Here is a 14,614-nt window from a genome sequence, read left to right as displayed (position 1 = left end):
GCCGGTAGTGTCATAATCCGCCTTGCAAGTCAAAAGGCAAACGGGTCACGGTCCGGCGGAACATCAGTCCGCTCATGGCTTTGGCCTCAAGTCCTGGCGCGGCCCCACAAGGGCTGGCAAGGGGCACCCAAGGTTTTTCGTTCCCGAAAAAACACAAAGGTTGATCATGGAAATCTCGAAGGCGGAACTCGCATCCGCAGCAGCCGCGTCCTCTGGCGCCGGCAACAGCACGCAAGAACTCATGGGCGCTGAAGTGCTGGTCAAGGCACTGCAGGCCGAAGGCGTCCAGTACATCTGGGGCTACCCGGGCGGCGCGGTTCTCTACATCTACGACGCGTTCTACAAGCAGGACACCATCCAGCACGTGCTGGTGCGCCACGAGCAGGCCGCCGTTCACGCAGCCGACGGCTATGCGCGTGCGACGGGCGAAGTCGGCGTGGCGCTGGTCACTTCCGGTCCCGGCCTGACCAATGCGGTCACCGGCATCGCGACGGCGTACATGGATTCGATCCCGATGGTGATCATTTCCGGCCAAGTGCCGACGGCCGCCATCGGCCTCGATGCTTTCCAGGAGTGCGACACGGTCGGCATCACGCGTCCCATCGTCAAGCACAACTTCCTCGTCAAGGATCCGAAGGATCTGGCCATGACGATGAAGAAGGCCTTCCACATCGCACGCAGCGGCCGTCCCGGCCCTGTGGTGGTGGACGTGCCGAAGGACGTGTCCTTCAAGAAGATTCCGTACAGCGGCTACCCCGACAAAGTCGAGATGCGCTCGTACAACCCGGTGCGCAAGGGCCACGGCGGGCAGATCCGCAAGGCGCTGCAATTGCTGCTGGCGGCCAAGCGCCCGTACATCTATACCGGCGGTGGCGTTCTCCTGGGCAATGCCACGAACGAGCTGCGCACGCTGGTCGACATGCTGGGCTACCCGGTCACCAACACGCTGATGGGCCTGGGTGCCTATCCGGCGAGCGACCGCAAGTTCCTGGGCATGCTGGGCATGCACGGCACCATCGAAGCCAACAACGCGATGCAGAGCTGCGACGTGCTGCTGGCCGTGGGTGCGCGCTTCGACGACCGCGTGATCGGCAATCCGAAGCACTTTGCGCAGAACGAACGCAAGATCATCCACGTCGACATCGATCCGTCGAGCATTTCCAAGCGCGTGAAGGTCGACATCCCGATCGTCGGCGACGTGAAGGACGTGCTCACCGAGCTGATCTCGATGATCCGCGAAAGCACCACCAAGCCCGACGCCGGTGCGCTGGCCGACTGGTGGAAGACCATCGAAAGCTGGCGTTCGCGCGACTGCCTGAAGTACGACCGCGACAACAAGGACGTGATCAAGCCGCAGTACGTGGTTGAGACGCTCTGGAACATGACCAAGGACGCCGACACTTACATCACGTCGGACGTTGGTCAGCACCAGATGTGGGCTGCCCAGTACTACCGTTTCGACGAGCCGCGCCGCTGGATCAATTCGGGCGGGCTGGGCACCATGGGCGTGGGCATTCCCTACGCCATGGGCATCAAGCTCGCCAAGCCCGATTCGGAAGTGTTCACCATCACGGGTGAAGGTTCGGTGCAGATGTGCATCCAGGAGCTTTCGACCTGCCTGCAGTACAACACGCCGATCAAGATCTGCTCGCTCAACAACCGCTACCTGGGCATGGTGCGCCAGTGGCAGGAGATCGAATACTCCGGCCGCTACAGCCACAGCTACATGGACGCGCTGCCCAACTTCGTGAAGCTCGCCGAGGCCTATGGTCACGTCGGCATGCTGATCGAGCGTCCACAAGACGTGGAGCCGGCGCTGCGCGAGGCACGCAAGCTCAAGGACCGCACGGTGTTCATGGATTTCCGTACCGACCCCACCGAGAACGTGTTCCCGATGGTCAAGGCCGGCATGGGCATCACCGAGATGCTGCTGGGTTCCGAAGATCTCTGATCCGGAACATTTGTTCGCTCAACTTTTTTACTGACGAATCTATTGCCCGCCAAGCTCGCGCATTACCGTGCACGGGGGAGGGCGGCGAAAGCGAAAGCTTCCGCGCAGGCGAAAAGAGGAGTCACGCCAACATGAAACACATCATTGCAGTGCTGCTGGAGAATGAGCCGGGTGCTCTTTCCCGCGTGGTGGGCCTGTTTTCGGCCCGTGGCTACAACATCGAATCGCTGACCGTGGCGCCGACCGAGGACGCAAGCCTCTCGCGCATGACCATCGTCACGAACGGCTCGGACGACGTGATCGAACAGATCACCAAGCACCTGAACCGTCTCATCGAGGTCGTGAAGGTGGTCGATCTGACCGAAGGCGCCTACACCGAGCGCGAGCTCATGATGGTGAAGGTGCGCGCGGTCGGCAAGGAACGCGAGGAAATGATGCGCATGGCGGAAATCTTCCGCGGCCGCATCATCGACGTGACCGACAAGAGCTACACCATCGAGCTGACTGGCGACCACGGCAAGAACGACGCTTTCCTCGAAGCGATCGACCGCGGTGCCATTCTGGAGACGGTCCGCACCGGCGCCAGTGGCATCGGACGCGGCGAGCGCATCCTGCGGGTCTGACGCCATGAATCGGAGCTCAGTCGCTGCCCGTTCGGGCTGAGCTTGTCGAAGCCCCCGCGCGAGCGGGGACTGCATTGAGCCCTTCGACAGGCTCAGGACGAACGGCACAACAACACACTGCAACTCGCATATCTAGCTGGAGAACATCATGAAGGTTTATTACGACAAGGACGCGGACCTCAGCCTCATCAAGGGCAAGACCGTCGCCATCATCGGTTACGGCTCGCAAGGTCACGCGCACGCGCAAAACCTGAACGACAGCGGCGTCAAGGTCGTGGTCGGTCTGCGCAAGGGCGGCGCTTCGTGGGACAAGGTCGGCAAGGCTGGCCTGCAGGTCGCTGAAGTCGCTGACGCCGTGAAGTCGGCCGACGTCGTCATGATCCTGCTGCCCGACGAGCAGATCGCCGCCGTCTACAAGAACGACGTGGCCCCGAACATCAAGGAAGGCGCTTCGCTGGTCTTCGCGCACGGCTTCAACGTGCATTACGGCTTCGTGCAGCCGCGCGCCGACCTCGACGTGTGGATGGTCGCTCCCAAGGCCCCTGGCCACACCGTGCGTGGCACGTACACCCAGGGTGGCGGCGTGCCCCACCTCGTGGCCGTGCACCAGGACAAGTCCGGCAAGGCGCGTGACCTCGCGCTGAGCTACGCCACTGCCAACGGCGGCGGCAAGGCCGGCATCATCGAGACCAACTTCCGCGAAGAAACCGAGACCGACCTGTTCGGCGAGCAAGCGGTTCTGTGCGGTGGCACGGTCGAGCTGATCAAGGCCGGTTTCGAAACGCTGGTGGAAGCCGGCTACGCGCCCGAAATGGCGTACTTCGAATGCCTGCACGAGCTGAAGCTGATCGTCGACCTGATCTATGAAGGCGGCATCGCCAACATGAACTACTCGATCTCGAACAACGCCGAATACGGCGAGTACGTCACGGGCCCGCGCATCGTGACCGACGAGACCAAGAAGGTCATGAAGCAAGTGCTGCGTGACATCCAGACCGGCGAATACGCCAAGAGCTTCGTGCTCGAAGCTGCTGCCGGCCAGCCCGCGCTGATCAGCCGCCGTCGCCTGAACGCTGAGCACCAGATCGAAATCGTGGGCGAGAAGCTGCGCGCGATGATGCCCTGGATCAAGAAGAACAAGCTGGTCGACCAGACCCGTAACTGATCTTCAAAGGCAAAGAGCCACGAGGGTGCTTCGGCACCCTGTTTCGGAGGGCCACCCGTCGCGGTGGCCCTTTCGTTTGAAGGGGAGTGCGCGGGTCCCCTGAACTACACTGCGAAGCATGCGATTTACAGACCAAGATGCTATCGAATGGATAGCTGATCGGGCAGTTCCCACGAGGGACGGAGGCCATTTCAATGCATGACGACACGCTCCCCGACGATGTGCAGCCGCGCAAGCGTCGCAAGGGCATCTACATCCTGCCGAACCTGTTCACGCTGGCAGCGCTGTTCGGCGGCTTCTATTCGGTCGTGATGGCCATGAACGCGCGCTTCGACCTGGCTGCGCTGGGCGTGTTCGCCGCGATGATTCTCGACAGCCTGGACGGCCGCGTGGCGCGCATGACCAACACGCAGAGCGCGTTCGGCGAGCAGATGGATTCGCTGTCCGACATGGTGTCGTTCGGCGCCGCGCCCGCGCTCATCGCCTACGAATGGTCGCTCAAGGGCTTGGGGCGCTGGGGCTGGATTGCGGCCTTCGTGTATTGCGCGTGTGCAGCACTGAGGCTTGCACGCTTCAACGTCAACACCGGCGTGGTCGACAAGCGCTGGTTCCAGGGCCTGCCGTCGCCGGCGGCCGCTGCACTCGTGGCGGGCTTCATCTGGCTCGTGAACGAATGGGGCAAGCGCGGCGGTGAGGTGTTGTACCTCTCGTGGACGCAGATCACCTGGGTCACATTCGCCTTCACGCTGTATGCAGGCCTCACCATGGTCACGAACGCGCCGTTCTACAGCTTCAAGGACATCCAGATGAAGAAGAGCGTGCCCTTCGCCGTGATCGTGCTGATCGCGTTGGGCATTGCTGTCATCAATATCCATCCGCCGACGGTGCTGTTCAGCCTGTTTGTGGCCTACGGCCTGAGTGGTTACGTGGTGTACGCGTGGCGCAAGGCCAAGGGGCAGCCGGTGAGCGTGATCAGCACGTCCACCGAAGAGCCGGACGAGCGGGGGCTGCACAACTGAAGTCCCGGGCCTTCACAGGCTCGCGAAGGCTGTGCTACATTCACAACCCTCATGACCAAGATTTCGCTGCTGGCCCTACTAGCTCTCCCTCACGGGCGGAGACGGTAGCGCGCGCGCAAATCCCTCACCACGGCCCGTTCGCACCAGCAACGGGCCGTTTGTTTTTTGGGGTTGCTGGTTGAATTCCAACCATCACAGAGAAATCGACATGTTGAAGCAACCTCAAGCCAAGTACCGCGCATTCGCACCGATCGGCCTCAAGGACCGCACCTGGCCCGACGCCGTGCTGACCAAGGCCCCGATCTGGCTGTCGACGGACCTGCGCGATGGCAACCAGGCGCTGGTCGAGCCGATGGACATCGCGCGCAAGATGCGCATGTTCGAGACGCTCGTGGCCATCGGCTTCAAGGAAATCGAAGTCGGTTTTCCCTCGGCGTCGCAGGTCGAATTCGACTTCGTGCGCAAGCTCATCGAGGAAGACCGCATTCCCGACGACGTGACGATCCAGGTGCTCACGCAGGCGCGCGACCACCTCATCGAACGCACCTTCGAGGCGTTGCAAGGCGCACCGCGCGCCATCGTCCACCTCTACAACGCGGTCGCCCCCGTGATGCGCCGCGTGGTGCTCGGGATGGACGAAGACCAGATCGTCGAACTCGCCAGCACCCACGCCCGCATGTTCAACGACTTCGCCGCCAGGCAGCCGAACACGCAGTGGACCTTCCAGTACTCGCCCGAAATGTTCTCGGGTACCGATGTGGTCTTCTCCAAGCGCGTGGTCGATGCAGTCACAGCCGTGTGGGCGCCGACGCCCGAGCGCAAGTGCATCATCAATCTGCCCACGACGGTCGAGCATTCCACGCCGAACATCTTCGCGGACATGATCGAGTGGATGCACCGCAACCTCGAGCGTCGTGATTCGATCGTGCTGTGCGTGCACCCGCACAACGACCGGGGTACCGGCACTGCAGCCGGCGAACTGGCCTTGATGGCCGGCGCCGAGCGCATCGAAGGCTGCCTCTTCGGCAATGGCGAGCGCACCGGCAATCTCGACCTCGTGAACGTCGCGCTCAACCTCTACACGCAGGGTGTCTCGCCGGAACTCGATTTCTCGAACATCGACGAGATCCGTGCCACGGTCGAACACTGCAACCAGATTCCCGTACACCCGCGCCATCCGTACGTAGGCGACCTTGTCTACACCTCGTTCTCGGGCTCGCACCAGGACGCGATCAAGAAGGCCTTCGCCGCCCGCAAGGATGGCGACATCTGGGACATCCCATACCTCCCCATCGACCCGAAGGACGTGGGCCGCAGTTACGAAGCGGTGATCCGCGTGAACAGCCAGTCGGGCAAGGGCGGCATGGCCTACCTGCTCGAAAGCGAATACGGCCTCGAGATGCCGCGCCGCCTCCAGATGGAATTCATGCAGGTCGTGCAGCGCGTGATGGACGTGGGCGGCAAGGAACTCACCGCCGCCGACCTCTGGCAGATCTTCGTGAACGAGTACGGCATCGAGACCGCCAAGGCCTTGCAGCATCGCGTGATCCAGGAAGAAGGCGAGGGCGCCGAGGCCACGGTGGTGGTGCGCGGCGACCTGCCCTGGGACGGTGAAACGCGCGCCATCGAAGGCCGTGGCAACGGTCCGATCGACGCCTTCACGCAGGCGCTGAGCCAGGCCACAGGCCACACGGTGCGCGTCATGGATTACCACCAGCACGCCATCGGCGCGGGCGCCGATGCCAAGTCGGTGGCCTACCTCGAACTGCGCGTTGACGAATCGCAGACGCTGTTCGGCGTCGGCATTGACGCGAACGTGATCTCGGCCTCGCTGAAGGCGATCGTGTCGGGCGTGCAGCGGGCGCGGACCCGGGGCGCACGCAGCGCACAATCGGCGGTTGAAGTCGCCTGACGCACCGGAGCCAGCCGCACGCGCAAGGTGGAAATGAACAAAGGAGAACCACGATGACCGACCAACTCATTATTTTCGACACCACCTTGCGCGACGGCGAACAGTCGCCCGGCGCCTCGATGACGCGCGACGAGAAGTTGCGCATTGCCAAGCTGCTGGAGCGGCTCAAGGTCGACGTCATCGAAGCAGGCTTTCCTGCCAGCTCGAACGGCGATTTCGAAGCCGTGAAGGCCATCGCCAACGCGATCAAGGACTCGACGGTGTGCGGCCTCTCGCGCGCCAACGACCGCGATATCGGGCGCGCGGCCGAAGCTCTCAAGGGTGCGGCGCGCGGGCGCATTCACACCTTCATCGCGACCTCGCCGCTGCACATGGAAAAGAAGCTGCGCATGTCGCCCGACGAGGTGCATGAGCAGGCCAAGCTGGCCGTGCGCTTTGCGCGCAACCAGATCGCCGACGTGGAGTTCAGCCCCGAAGACGGCTACCGCAGCGACCCGGACTTCCTGTGCCGCGTGCTCGAGACCGTGATCAACGAGGGCGCCACCACCATCAACGTGCCCGACACCGTGGGCTACGCGATCCCTGAGCTGTACGGCAACTTCATCAAGATGCTGCGCGAGCGCATTCCGAACAGCGACAAGGCGATCTGGTCGGTGCATTGCCACAACGACCTCGGCATGGCGGTGGCGAATTCGCTGGCCGGCGTGAAGATCGGCGGCGCGCGCCAGATCGAATGCACGATCAACGGCCTGGGCGAGCGCGCGGGCAACTGCTCGCTCGAAGAAGTGGTCATGGCCGTGAAGACGCGCAAGGACTACTTCGGGCTCGACCTGAAGATCGACACCCAGCACATCGTGGCCGCGAGCCGCATGGTGAGCCAGACCACGGGCTTCGTCGTGCAGCCCAACAAGGCCGTGGTGGGCGCCAATGCGTTCGCGCACGCCTCGGGCATCCACCAGGACGGCGTGCTCAAGGCGCGCGACACCTACGAGATCATGCGGGCCGAGGACGTGGGCTGGACGGCCAACAAGATCGTGCTCGGCAAGCTCAGCGGCCGCAATGCCTTCAAGCAGCGCCTGCAGGACCTGGGCGTGGCCATGGAGAGCGAAGGCGAGATCAACGCCGCCTTCCTGCGCTTCAAGGAACTGGCTGACCGCAAGTCCGAAATTTTCGACGAAGACATCCTGGCGCTGGTCAGCGCGGAAGAGGTGTCGAACGTTGGTGAGCAGTTTGCATTTGTGTCTCTGTCCCAGCACAGCGAAACCGGCGAACGGCCCCAGGCCAGGATCGTGTTCACGGTCGACGGCAAGGAAGTCACCGGTGAATCCGATGGCAACGGGCCCGTCGACGCGTCTCTCAAGGCCATCGAGTCCCACGTCAAGAGTGGCGCCGAGATGGTTCTTTACTCTGTGAACGCCATCAGTGGCTCGACGGAAAGCCAGGGAGAAGTTACAGTCCGGTTACAAAACGCAGGGCGGGTGGTCAACGGTGTGGGTGCAGACCCCGACATCGTGGTCGCTTCGGCAAAGGCTTATTTGAGTGCGCTCAACAAGTTACAGAGCCAAGCTGAGAGAGTGGCGGCACAAGGTTAGGTTTGCAGGCGTTCCTTGGTATTCGAATGAAGAAGAGGATGCAAGTAACTGATATTGCGTGCCTTTTTTGATTTCGATACACTGCGGTCCTCGTTTGTTGCCGCTGGAGATTTATTGATGCCTGAAACCCGTCTACGTCGAGTTTCCATCCAGCGGTTTTTACCCGCCTTCAAGTTCCTCGCCGTGGCGCTGTGCGCCTCGGCGTTTTTGTTGCCTGGCGCCCAGGCCGCGAAGAAGGAAAAGCCCGCTGCCGCCAAGTCCGCTGTCGCCAAGAAGGCAAAGGCGCCCGCCGAAGCCAAGCGCAATGCGTCCGCTTCCAAGGTGGCGCGTGGTAGCCGTACCGAGCAAGCCGACAAGGTGGTGCGCGGTGGCCGCAATGTCGTCGCGACCATTCGCAAGAAGAACGGCAAGACCGTCGTTGCCGTGCAGCGCCGTTCGGTGGTGCGCGTCGAGGCACCGGCCCGTCAGTCCTTCGGCCAGATGGCCGGTCTGCACGGTACCGATGACGCACTCGACCTGAAGTCGAGCGTGGCTCTGGTGATCGACCAGGACACCCACGAAGTGCTGTTCAGCAAGAACGACCACGCCGTGCTGCCGATCGCCTCGCTCACCAAGCTCATGACGGGCCTGCTGATCAGCGAAGCCCACCTGCCGAACGACGAGCTCATCACCATCACGCAAGACGACGTCGACACCGAGAAGGGCAGCCGTTCGCGCCTGACCGTCGGTTCCACGCTGTCGCGCGGCGAACTGCTGCACCTGGCGCTGATGTCCAGCGAGAACCGCGCCGCACATGCCCTGGGTCGTACCTACCCGGGCGGCCTGACGACTTTCGTGAGCATCATGAATGCCAAGGCCCGCATGCTTGGCATGAAGGACACGCGCTACGTGGAGCCCACCGGCCTGTCGAGTCGCAACCAGTCGAGCGCGCAAGACCTGGCGCTGCTGGTCAATGCCGCCTACGCCGACGCCACCGTCCGCTCGCTGTCCACCTCGCCGGAGTACCAGGTCGAAGTCGGCAACCGCGTGCTGCAGTTCAACACCACCAACCGCCTCGTGAAGAGCCCGGAATGGGAGATTGGCCTGCAGAAGACCGGCTACATCTCCGAAGCCGGCCAGTGCCTCGTGATGCAGGCCAAGGTGGCTGGACGCAAGCTGATCATGGTGTTCCTGGATTCGGCCGGCAAGTTCAGCCGCATCGCCGATGCCGAGCGGGTTCGCCGCTGGGTCGAAGCCACGCATGCCGTGTCGGGGCCGCGCGGTTTCCAGGTTGCTGGTTGATTGAGGACGGCGGCCGCCCGGCGGCTGCCTGCAGCCCTCGTGGAGGGCCCACCGGCTGACTCGCCGGAAAAGAGAGAAAACGAGTCGGAAAAAACGGGCGCTCAGGCGCCCGTTGTCATGTTCGGGCCCGACGCAGATGCAGGCGTTGCCGCCACGCCGTCCTTGAAGCCCAATGCACCCGAGATTTCGTTGGCGGTCGCCTGCAGTTTGGGCAGCCAGCCTTCGTCGAGGCGATCGGCCGGGGCCGAGATCGACAGGCCGGCCACCAGCTTGCCCTGGTCGTCGTAGATGCCGGCTGCCATGCAGCGCACGCCCAGCTCCAGTTCTTCGTTGTCGCGGGCGATGCCGTACTGGCGTGCCTTCGACAGCTCGCGCTCGAGCGCAGGCAACTGGGTGATGCTGTTGCGGGTGTGGCCGGCCAGGCCGGTGCGCGTGGCGTAGCTGCGCACGCGCTGTGGATCGTCGGCGGCCAGGAACAGCTTGCCAGTCGAGGTGAGGTGCAGCGCCGCGCGGCCGCCGATGGCGCGCACGACCTGCATGCCGGAGCGTTCGCTGTAGGCGCGCTCGATATAGACGATCTCGTCGCCCTGGCGCATGCTGAGGTTGACCGGCTGCTGGGTGAGCTTGTGCAGCTCGCGCATCGGGCCCAGGGCCGCGTCGCGCACATTCAGCCGTCCCTTGACCAGGTTGCCCAGTTCCAGCAGGCGCATGCCGAGGCGGTAGCTGCCGGCTTCCGGTCGGTCGACGAAGCGACCGACCGCGAGGTCATTGAGGATGCGGTGGGTGGTCGACGGGTGAAGCCCCGTCTTTTCGCTGATTTCCTTCAGCGAGATCGCCTCTTCGCGCGAGGCCAAGACATCGATCAGCGAGAACATGCGCTCGATGACCTGGATGACGGGAGTGGCGGGAACGTCGGATAGGTTTTTTCTCATGGCGCAATGCGGTGATGACCGTGCGCCATTTTACCTTGTGAAATCGCTTGGTGCCTGCCAGTGGCCGTCCACCAACACTTCGTGCGGGGAAAAGCGGGCCTTGTAGTGCATCTTCGGGCTGCGCTCTATCCAGTAGCCCAGGTAGACGTGCGGCAGACCCAGCTTGCGGGCCTGCTCGATCTGCCACAGCACGCTGTAGGTGCCGTAACCGGCGCCTTCCTCAGGTTCGTAGAAGGTGTAGACGGCCGAGATGCCGTCGCTCAGCACGTCGAGGATCGACACCATCTTCAGCGCACCCGGGCTGCCGTCGGGCAGGGTTTCGCGGAACTCGACCAGCCGTGAGTTGACGCGGCTTTGCAGCAGGAACTGGGTGTACTGGTCGATGCTGTCGTGGTCCATGCCGCCGCCCGAGTGGCGGCCGGTCTGGTAGCGCAGGTAGAGCTGGTAGTGCTCAGGCACGAAACACAGCTTGAGCACGCGCGCCTGCAGGTCGGCGTGCTGCTTGGCCGTCCGTCGCTGGCTGCGGTTCGGCTGGAAGCTGTGCGCCAGCACGCGCAGCGGGATGCAGGCGCGGCAGCCGTCGCAGTAGGGCCGGTAGGTGAACATGCCGCTGCGCCGGAACCCGCTGAGCACGAGGTCGGAATAAGCGTCGTTGTGGATCAGGTGGCTGGGCGTGGCCACCTGCGAGCGGGCCTGGCGATCCGGCAGGTAGCTGCAGGGATAGGGCGCCGTCGCGTAGAACTGCAGCGTGTGAAGCGGAAGATCCTTGAGGTGCGTCACGTCACGTCACGTCGAAAGAGGAGGTCGCTCGGAAAGGAGTTCGGACCAGTATACGGGGTCGAATTGCCACTGGGGGCCCGCCTGTTTTCGGGCCCGGGCCACATGCGAGACGAAGCGCGCGCGCGGTATTTCGCGGGCACCGAGGCTGGCAAGGTGGGACGTGTTCTGCTGGCAGTCGATCATCTCGACGCCGGCGCGCCGGCACAGCGCGACCAGGCCGGCCAGCGCGATCTTCGAGGCGTCCGGCCGACGTGTGAACATCGACTCGCCGAACACCGCACGGCCCAGCGCCACGCAATACAGCCCGCCTGCAAGCTCCCCGTCGATCCATGTCTCGACGCTGTGGGCGTGCCCCGCGCGGTGCAATTGCGTATAGGCCTTCACCATGTCGGGCACGATCCACGTGCCCGACTGGCCGGCGCGCGGCGACTGCGAACACGCCTGGATCACTGTTCCAAAATCGTGATCGATCCGCAGCTCGCAGCCGGGCGTCGCGGCAAAACGGCTCAGGGTCTTGCGCAGCGAGCGATGCAGCCGGAAATCGTTCACCCGCAGCACCATGCGCGGGTCGGGGCTCCACCACAGGATGGGCTGGTCATCGCTGAACCAGGGGAAGACGCAGCGGCCATAGGCCTGCATCAGAGTATCGACATCGAGCGATCCGCCGGCCGCCAGCAGACCGGGCACGGGGTCCCTTTCGTCCCATGCCGAAGCGGGGTCGGGCAGTGTGTCTCCGGGTTCGAGCCAAGGCAGTTGTCGCATGGTTGCAGGTATACACGGCTTCTCGAAAACGTCAGCCAGTTGAGGGAAAATCCCGCTCACGCGGGAACAGTCCAAAAGGCTGCAGCCCCGGTGCCCAGCCGAAGGCACGAGAGACAACCCCACAAGACCCGTCGAAAAACCTATAGTGCACAGCTTGCTTTCGCAGTACCCACAGCGGATCCGGCAGGCACGTGCAGCGCGCCGGGGATCAGCACAAGAGGACCACGTTGACCACTGAACCCAACCCCACGCGCTTCGGCAGCGGCCAGGCGGTGCGCCGCCTCGAGGATGAAAGCCTGCTCGCAGGCGCCGGCCGCTACACAGACGACGTCACGCTCGCCGAACAGGCGCATCTCGTCTTCCTTCGCTCCCCCTATCCGCATGCGCGCATCGTGTCCGTCGACACGTCCGCGGCGGCCGCCATGCCCGGCGTGCTGCGCGTGATCACCGGTGCCGACCTGGCCGAGGCCGGCGTCAAGCCGATGCCCGGTGCCGCCGGCTTCAAGCGCGCCGACGGCAGCGACAGTGTCAGCCCGCCGCGCCGTGCCCTGGCGCACGAACGCACCCGCTTCGTGGGCGAGCCGGTTGCAGCCGTCATCGCCGGTACGGTGCAGCAGGCACGCGATGCGGCCGAAGCCGTCATGGTCGATTACGAAGAGCTCCCGATGGTGGTCGACCTCCCCGGCGCGACCGCCGACGGCGCGCCGCTCCTGTGCGAGGAAGCCACAGGCAACATCGCCGCCGAGATGCGCCACGGCAGTAGCGAGGCCGCCACCGCCGCGTTCGAGCGCGCCGCCCACGTGGTTGCCCTGGACGTGAACAACCAGCGCGTGGTGGCACTCACCATCGAGCCGCGTGCCGTGCTCGCCACGCACGACAGCAAGACAGATCGTCTCACCATCCGCATGAGCACCCAGATGCCGTCCGGCGTGCGCGATTCGGTCTGCGCGGCCATCGGCCTCGCAAAGGAAAAAGTCCGCGTGGTCGTGGGCGACGTCGGCGGCGGCTTCGGCATGAAGACCGGGGCTTACCCCGAGGACATCGCGGTCGCCTACGCGGCCCTGCAGGTGGGGCGGCCCGTGAAATGGGTGGCCGACCGCAGCGAAGAGTTTTTGTCCAGCGCGCACGGCCGCGACATCGAAGCGCGCGCCGAGATGGCGCTCGATGCCAACGGCAAGATCCTGGCCCTGCGCATCAAGACGCTCGCCAACGTGGGCGCCTACGCCACCGGCACCGGTGTCGCGATCCAGCTGCTGATCGGCCCCTGGGTGCAGACCAGCGTCTACGACATCCAGACCATCGACTTCCACTTCAAGGCGGTGCTCACCAACACCGCCCCCACCGGCGCCTACCGCGGCGCAGGCCGACCCGAAGCCATCTTCACCATCGAGCGCCTGATGGACGAGGCCGCGCGCCAGACCGGCATCGACCGCATCGCGCTGCGCCGGCGCAACTTCATCCGCCCCGAGCAGATGCCCTACAAGAACCCGATGGCACAGACCTACGACACTGGCCAGTTCGAGTCGGTGATGGACCAGGCGCTGCAGCTGGCCGACTGGCAGGGCTTCGAGGCCCGCGCGGCCGAGTCGGCGGCGCGCGGCAAGCACCGCGGGCTGGGCATCGCCACCTTCCTCGAATGGACGGGTGGCAATGTGTTCGAAGAGCGCGTCACCGTCTCGGTGCAGGCCGACGGCGTGATCGAGGTGTTCTCGGCCGTCAACGCGATGGGGCAGGGCATTGCGACCTCGCTCGCGCAGCTGGCCGTCGATGCCTTTGGCGTGCCCATCGAGAAGGTGCGCGTGGTGCTCGGCGACACCGACCGCGGCGACGGCTTCGGCAGCGCCGGCTCGCGCTCGCTCTTCACCGGCGGCTCGGCCGTGCGCATCGGTGCCGAGCGCACCATCGACAAGGCGCGCGAACTCGCCGCGCAGGAGTTCGAGGCCTCCATCGACGACATCGTCTACAGCCGCGGCACCTTCATCGTGGCCGGCACCGACCTCGAACTCGACCTGTTCACCCTGGCCGCCAAGCAGCCGGGGCGCGAGATCTTCGTCGACTCCACCAGCACCGTGGCCGGCCCGAGCTGGCCCAACGGCTGCCACATCTGCGAGATCGAACTCGATCCGCCCACCGGCGAGATCAGCGTCGTGGCCTACAGCTCCGTCAACGACGTGGGCCGCGTGGTCAACCCGATGATCGTGCGCGGCCAGCTCGAGGGCGGTGCGGTGCAGGGCATCGGGCAGGCGCTGTACGAGCAGGTGGTCTACGACACCGAGACTGGCCAGCCCGTCACCGGCAGCCTCATGGACTACGCCGCACCGCGCGCGGACATCGTCGACACCATGTTCCAGATGGAAATGGACGAATCGACGCCCTGCAAGAACAACCCGCTGGGCGTGAAGGGCGTGGGCGAGCTGGGCACCATCGGCGCCACGCCCGCCATCGTCAACGCGGTGGCCGACGCTTTCGCACGCAACGGTCTCGGGGCCCGCGCGCCTCGCTTGCACATGCCCCTGAGCCCGTCACGGGTCTGGCAGGCGATGCAAACCATCGACTGAGCGCCGCCTGCTGGTGATCGAAGGGCGACGAAAGTCATC

At 64.4% G+C, this 14,614-nt stretch carries 11 protein-coding genes; 8 read left to right on the top strand and 3 right to left on the bottom strand.

The features are described from left to right. The first annotated feature begins 166 nt into the window (after positions 1–166). The 7 genes from D3H34_RS03160 to D3H34_RS03130 all read left to right on the top strand — a co-directional run bounded on the left by D3H34_RS03160 (position 167) and on the right by D3H34_RS03130 (position 9,543). Positions 167–1,951, top strand: a complete 1,785-nt coding sequence (locus tag D3H34_RS03160) for an acetolactate synthase 3 catalytic subunit (RefSeq protein WP_119552236.1) — start codon at positions 167–169, stop codon at positions 1,949–1,951. 131 nt (positions 1,952–2,082) lie between these two features. Next, the gene (gene ilvN, locus D3H34_RS03155; RefSeq protein ID WP_062478068.1) at positions 2,083–2,574 is read left to right on the top strand and encodes an acetolactate synthase small subunit; all 492 of its coding nucleotides are present in this window, start codon (positions 2,083–2,085) and stop codon (positions 2,572–2,574) included. Between the two features lie 148 nt (positions 2,575–2,722). Further along, a complete protein-coding gene (gene ilvC / locus D3H34_RS03150) occupies positions 2,723–3,739 on the top strand; it encodes a ketol-acid reductoisomerase (protein WP_119552007.1) in 1,017 nt (338 codons plus the stop codon). A gap of 194 nt (positions 3,740–3,933) precedes the next feature. Next, the gene (gene pssA / locus D3H34_RS03145) at positions 3,934–4,758 is read left to right on the top strand and encodes a CDP-diacylglycerol--serine O-phosphatidyltransferase (RefSeq protein ID WP_119552006.1); all 825 of its coding nucleotides are present in this window, start codon (positions 3,934–3,936) and stop codon (positions 4,756–4,758) included. Between the two features lie 208 nt (positions 4,759–4,966). Next, positions 4,967–6,670, top strand: coding sequence for a 2-isopropylmalate synthase (leuA, locus tag D3H34_RS03140; protein WP_119552005.1), 1,704 nt, complete (start codon positions 4,967–4,969; stop codon positions 6,668–6,670). A gap of 53 nt (positions 6,671–6,723) precedes the next feature. Next, positions 6,724–8,262: a 2-isopropylmalate synthase gene (locus D3H34_RS03135; protein WP_119552004.1), complete on the top strand. Its 1,539-nt coding sequence runs from the start codon at positions 6,724–6,726 to the stop codon at positions 8,260–8,262. A 117-nt stretch (positions 8,263–8,379) separates the two neighbouring features. After that, complete coding sequence (locus D3H34_RS03130; RefSeq protein WP_119552003.1) at positions 8,380–9,543, top strand: serine hydrolase; 1,164 nt, start codon at positions 8,380–8,382, stop codon at positions 9,541–9,543. Positions 9,544–9,644: 101 nt separating this feature from the next. On the opposite strand, the gene D3H34_RS03125 is transcribed toward D3H34_RS03130, so the two are convergent. From D3H34_RS03125 to aat, 3 genes are read right to left on the bottom strand one after another with little or no spacing between them, the layout of a single operon-like run. Further along, a complete protein-coding gene (locus D3H34_RS03125) occupies positions 9,645–10,475 on the bottom strand; it encodes an IclR family transcriptional regulator (protein ID WP_119552002.1) in 831 nt (276 codons plus the stop codon). Positions 10,476–10,505: 30 nt separating this feature from the next. Then, on the bottom strand, positions 10,506–11,255 hold the full coding sequence (locus tag D3H34_RS03120) for an arginyltransferase (RefSeq protein WP_119552001.1): 750 nt from the start codon (positions 11,253–11,255) through the stop codon (positions 10,506–10,508). 6 nt (positions 11,256–11,261) lie between these two features. Continuing rightward, positions 11,262–12,017, bottom strand: a complete 756-nt coding sequence (gene aat, locus D3H34_RS03115; RefSeq protein ID WP_119552000.1) for a leucyl/phenylalanyl-tRNA--protein transferase — start codon at positions 12,015–12,017, stop codon at positions 11,262–11,264. A gap of 227 nt (positions 12,018–12,244) precedes the next feature. Between aat and D3H34_RS03110 the strand changes: the two genes are divergently transcribed. Then, a complete protein-coding gene (locus tag D3H34_RS03110; RefSeq protein WP_119551999.1) occupies positions 12,245–14,575 on the top strand; it encodes a xanthine dehydrogenase family protein molybdopterin-binding subunit in 2,331 nt (776 codons plus the stop codon). The last annotated feature ends 39 nt before the right edge of the window (positions 14,576–14,614 follow it).

The sequence above is a fragment of the Acidovorax cavernicola genome, from assembly GCF_003581445.1.
This window is presented reverse-complemented; position numbering and strand designations above follow the sequence as displayed.

Coding starts and splice junctions, on each gene's coding strand:
- ilvC (WP_119552007.1), top strand. CDS start 2,723: ATGAAGGTTTATTACGACAAGGACGCGGACCTCAGCCTCATCAAGGGC.
- D3H34_RS03160 (WP_119552236.1), top strand. CDS start 167: ATGGAAATCTCGAAGGCGGAACTCGCATCCGCAGCAGCCGCGTCCTCT.
- D3H34_RS03135 (WP_119552004.1), top strand. CDS start 6,724: ATGACCGACCAACTCATTATTTTCGACACCACCTTGCGCGACGGCGAA.
- aat (WP_119552000.1), bottom strand. CDS start 12,017: ATGCGACAACTGCCTTGGCTCGAACCCGGAGACACACTGCCCGACCCC.
- D3H34_RS03130 (WP_119552003.1), top strand. CDS start 8,380: ATGCCTGAAACCCGTCTACGTCGAGTTTCCATCCAGCGGTTTTTACCC.
- leuA (WP_119552005.1), top strand. CDS start 4,967: ATGTTGAAGCAACCTCAAGCCAAGTACCGCGCATTCGCACCGATCGGC.
- pssA (WP_119552006.1), top strand. CDS start 3,934: ATGCATGACGACACGCTCCCCGACGATGTGCAGCCGCGCAAGCGTCGC.
- ilvN (WP_062478068.1), top strand. CDS start 2,083: ATGAAACACATCATTGCAGTGCTGCTGGAGAATGAGCCGGGTGCTCTT.
- D3H34_RS03125 (WP_119552002.1), bottom strand. CDS start 10,475: ATGAGAAAAAACCTATCCGACGTTCCCGCCACTCCCGTCATCCAGGTC.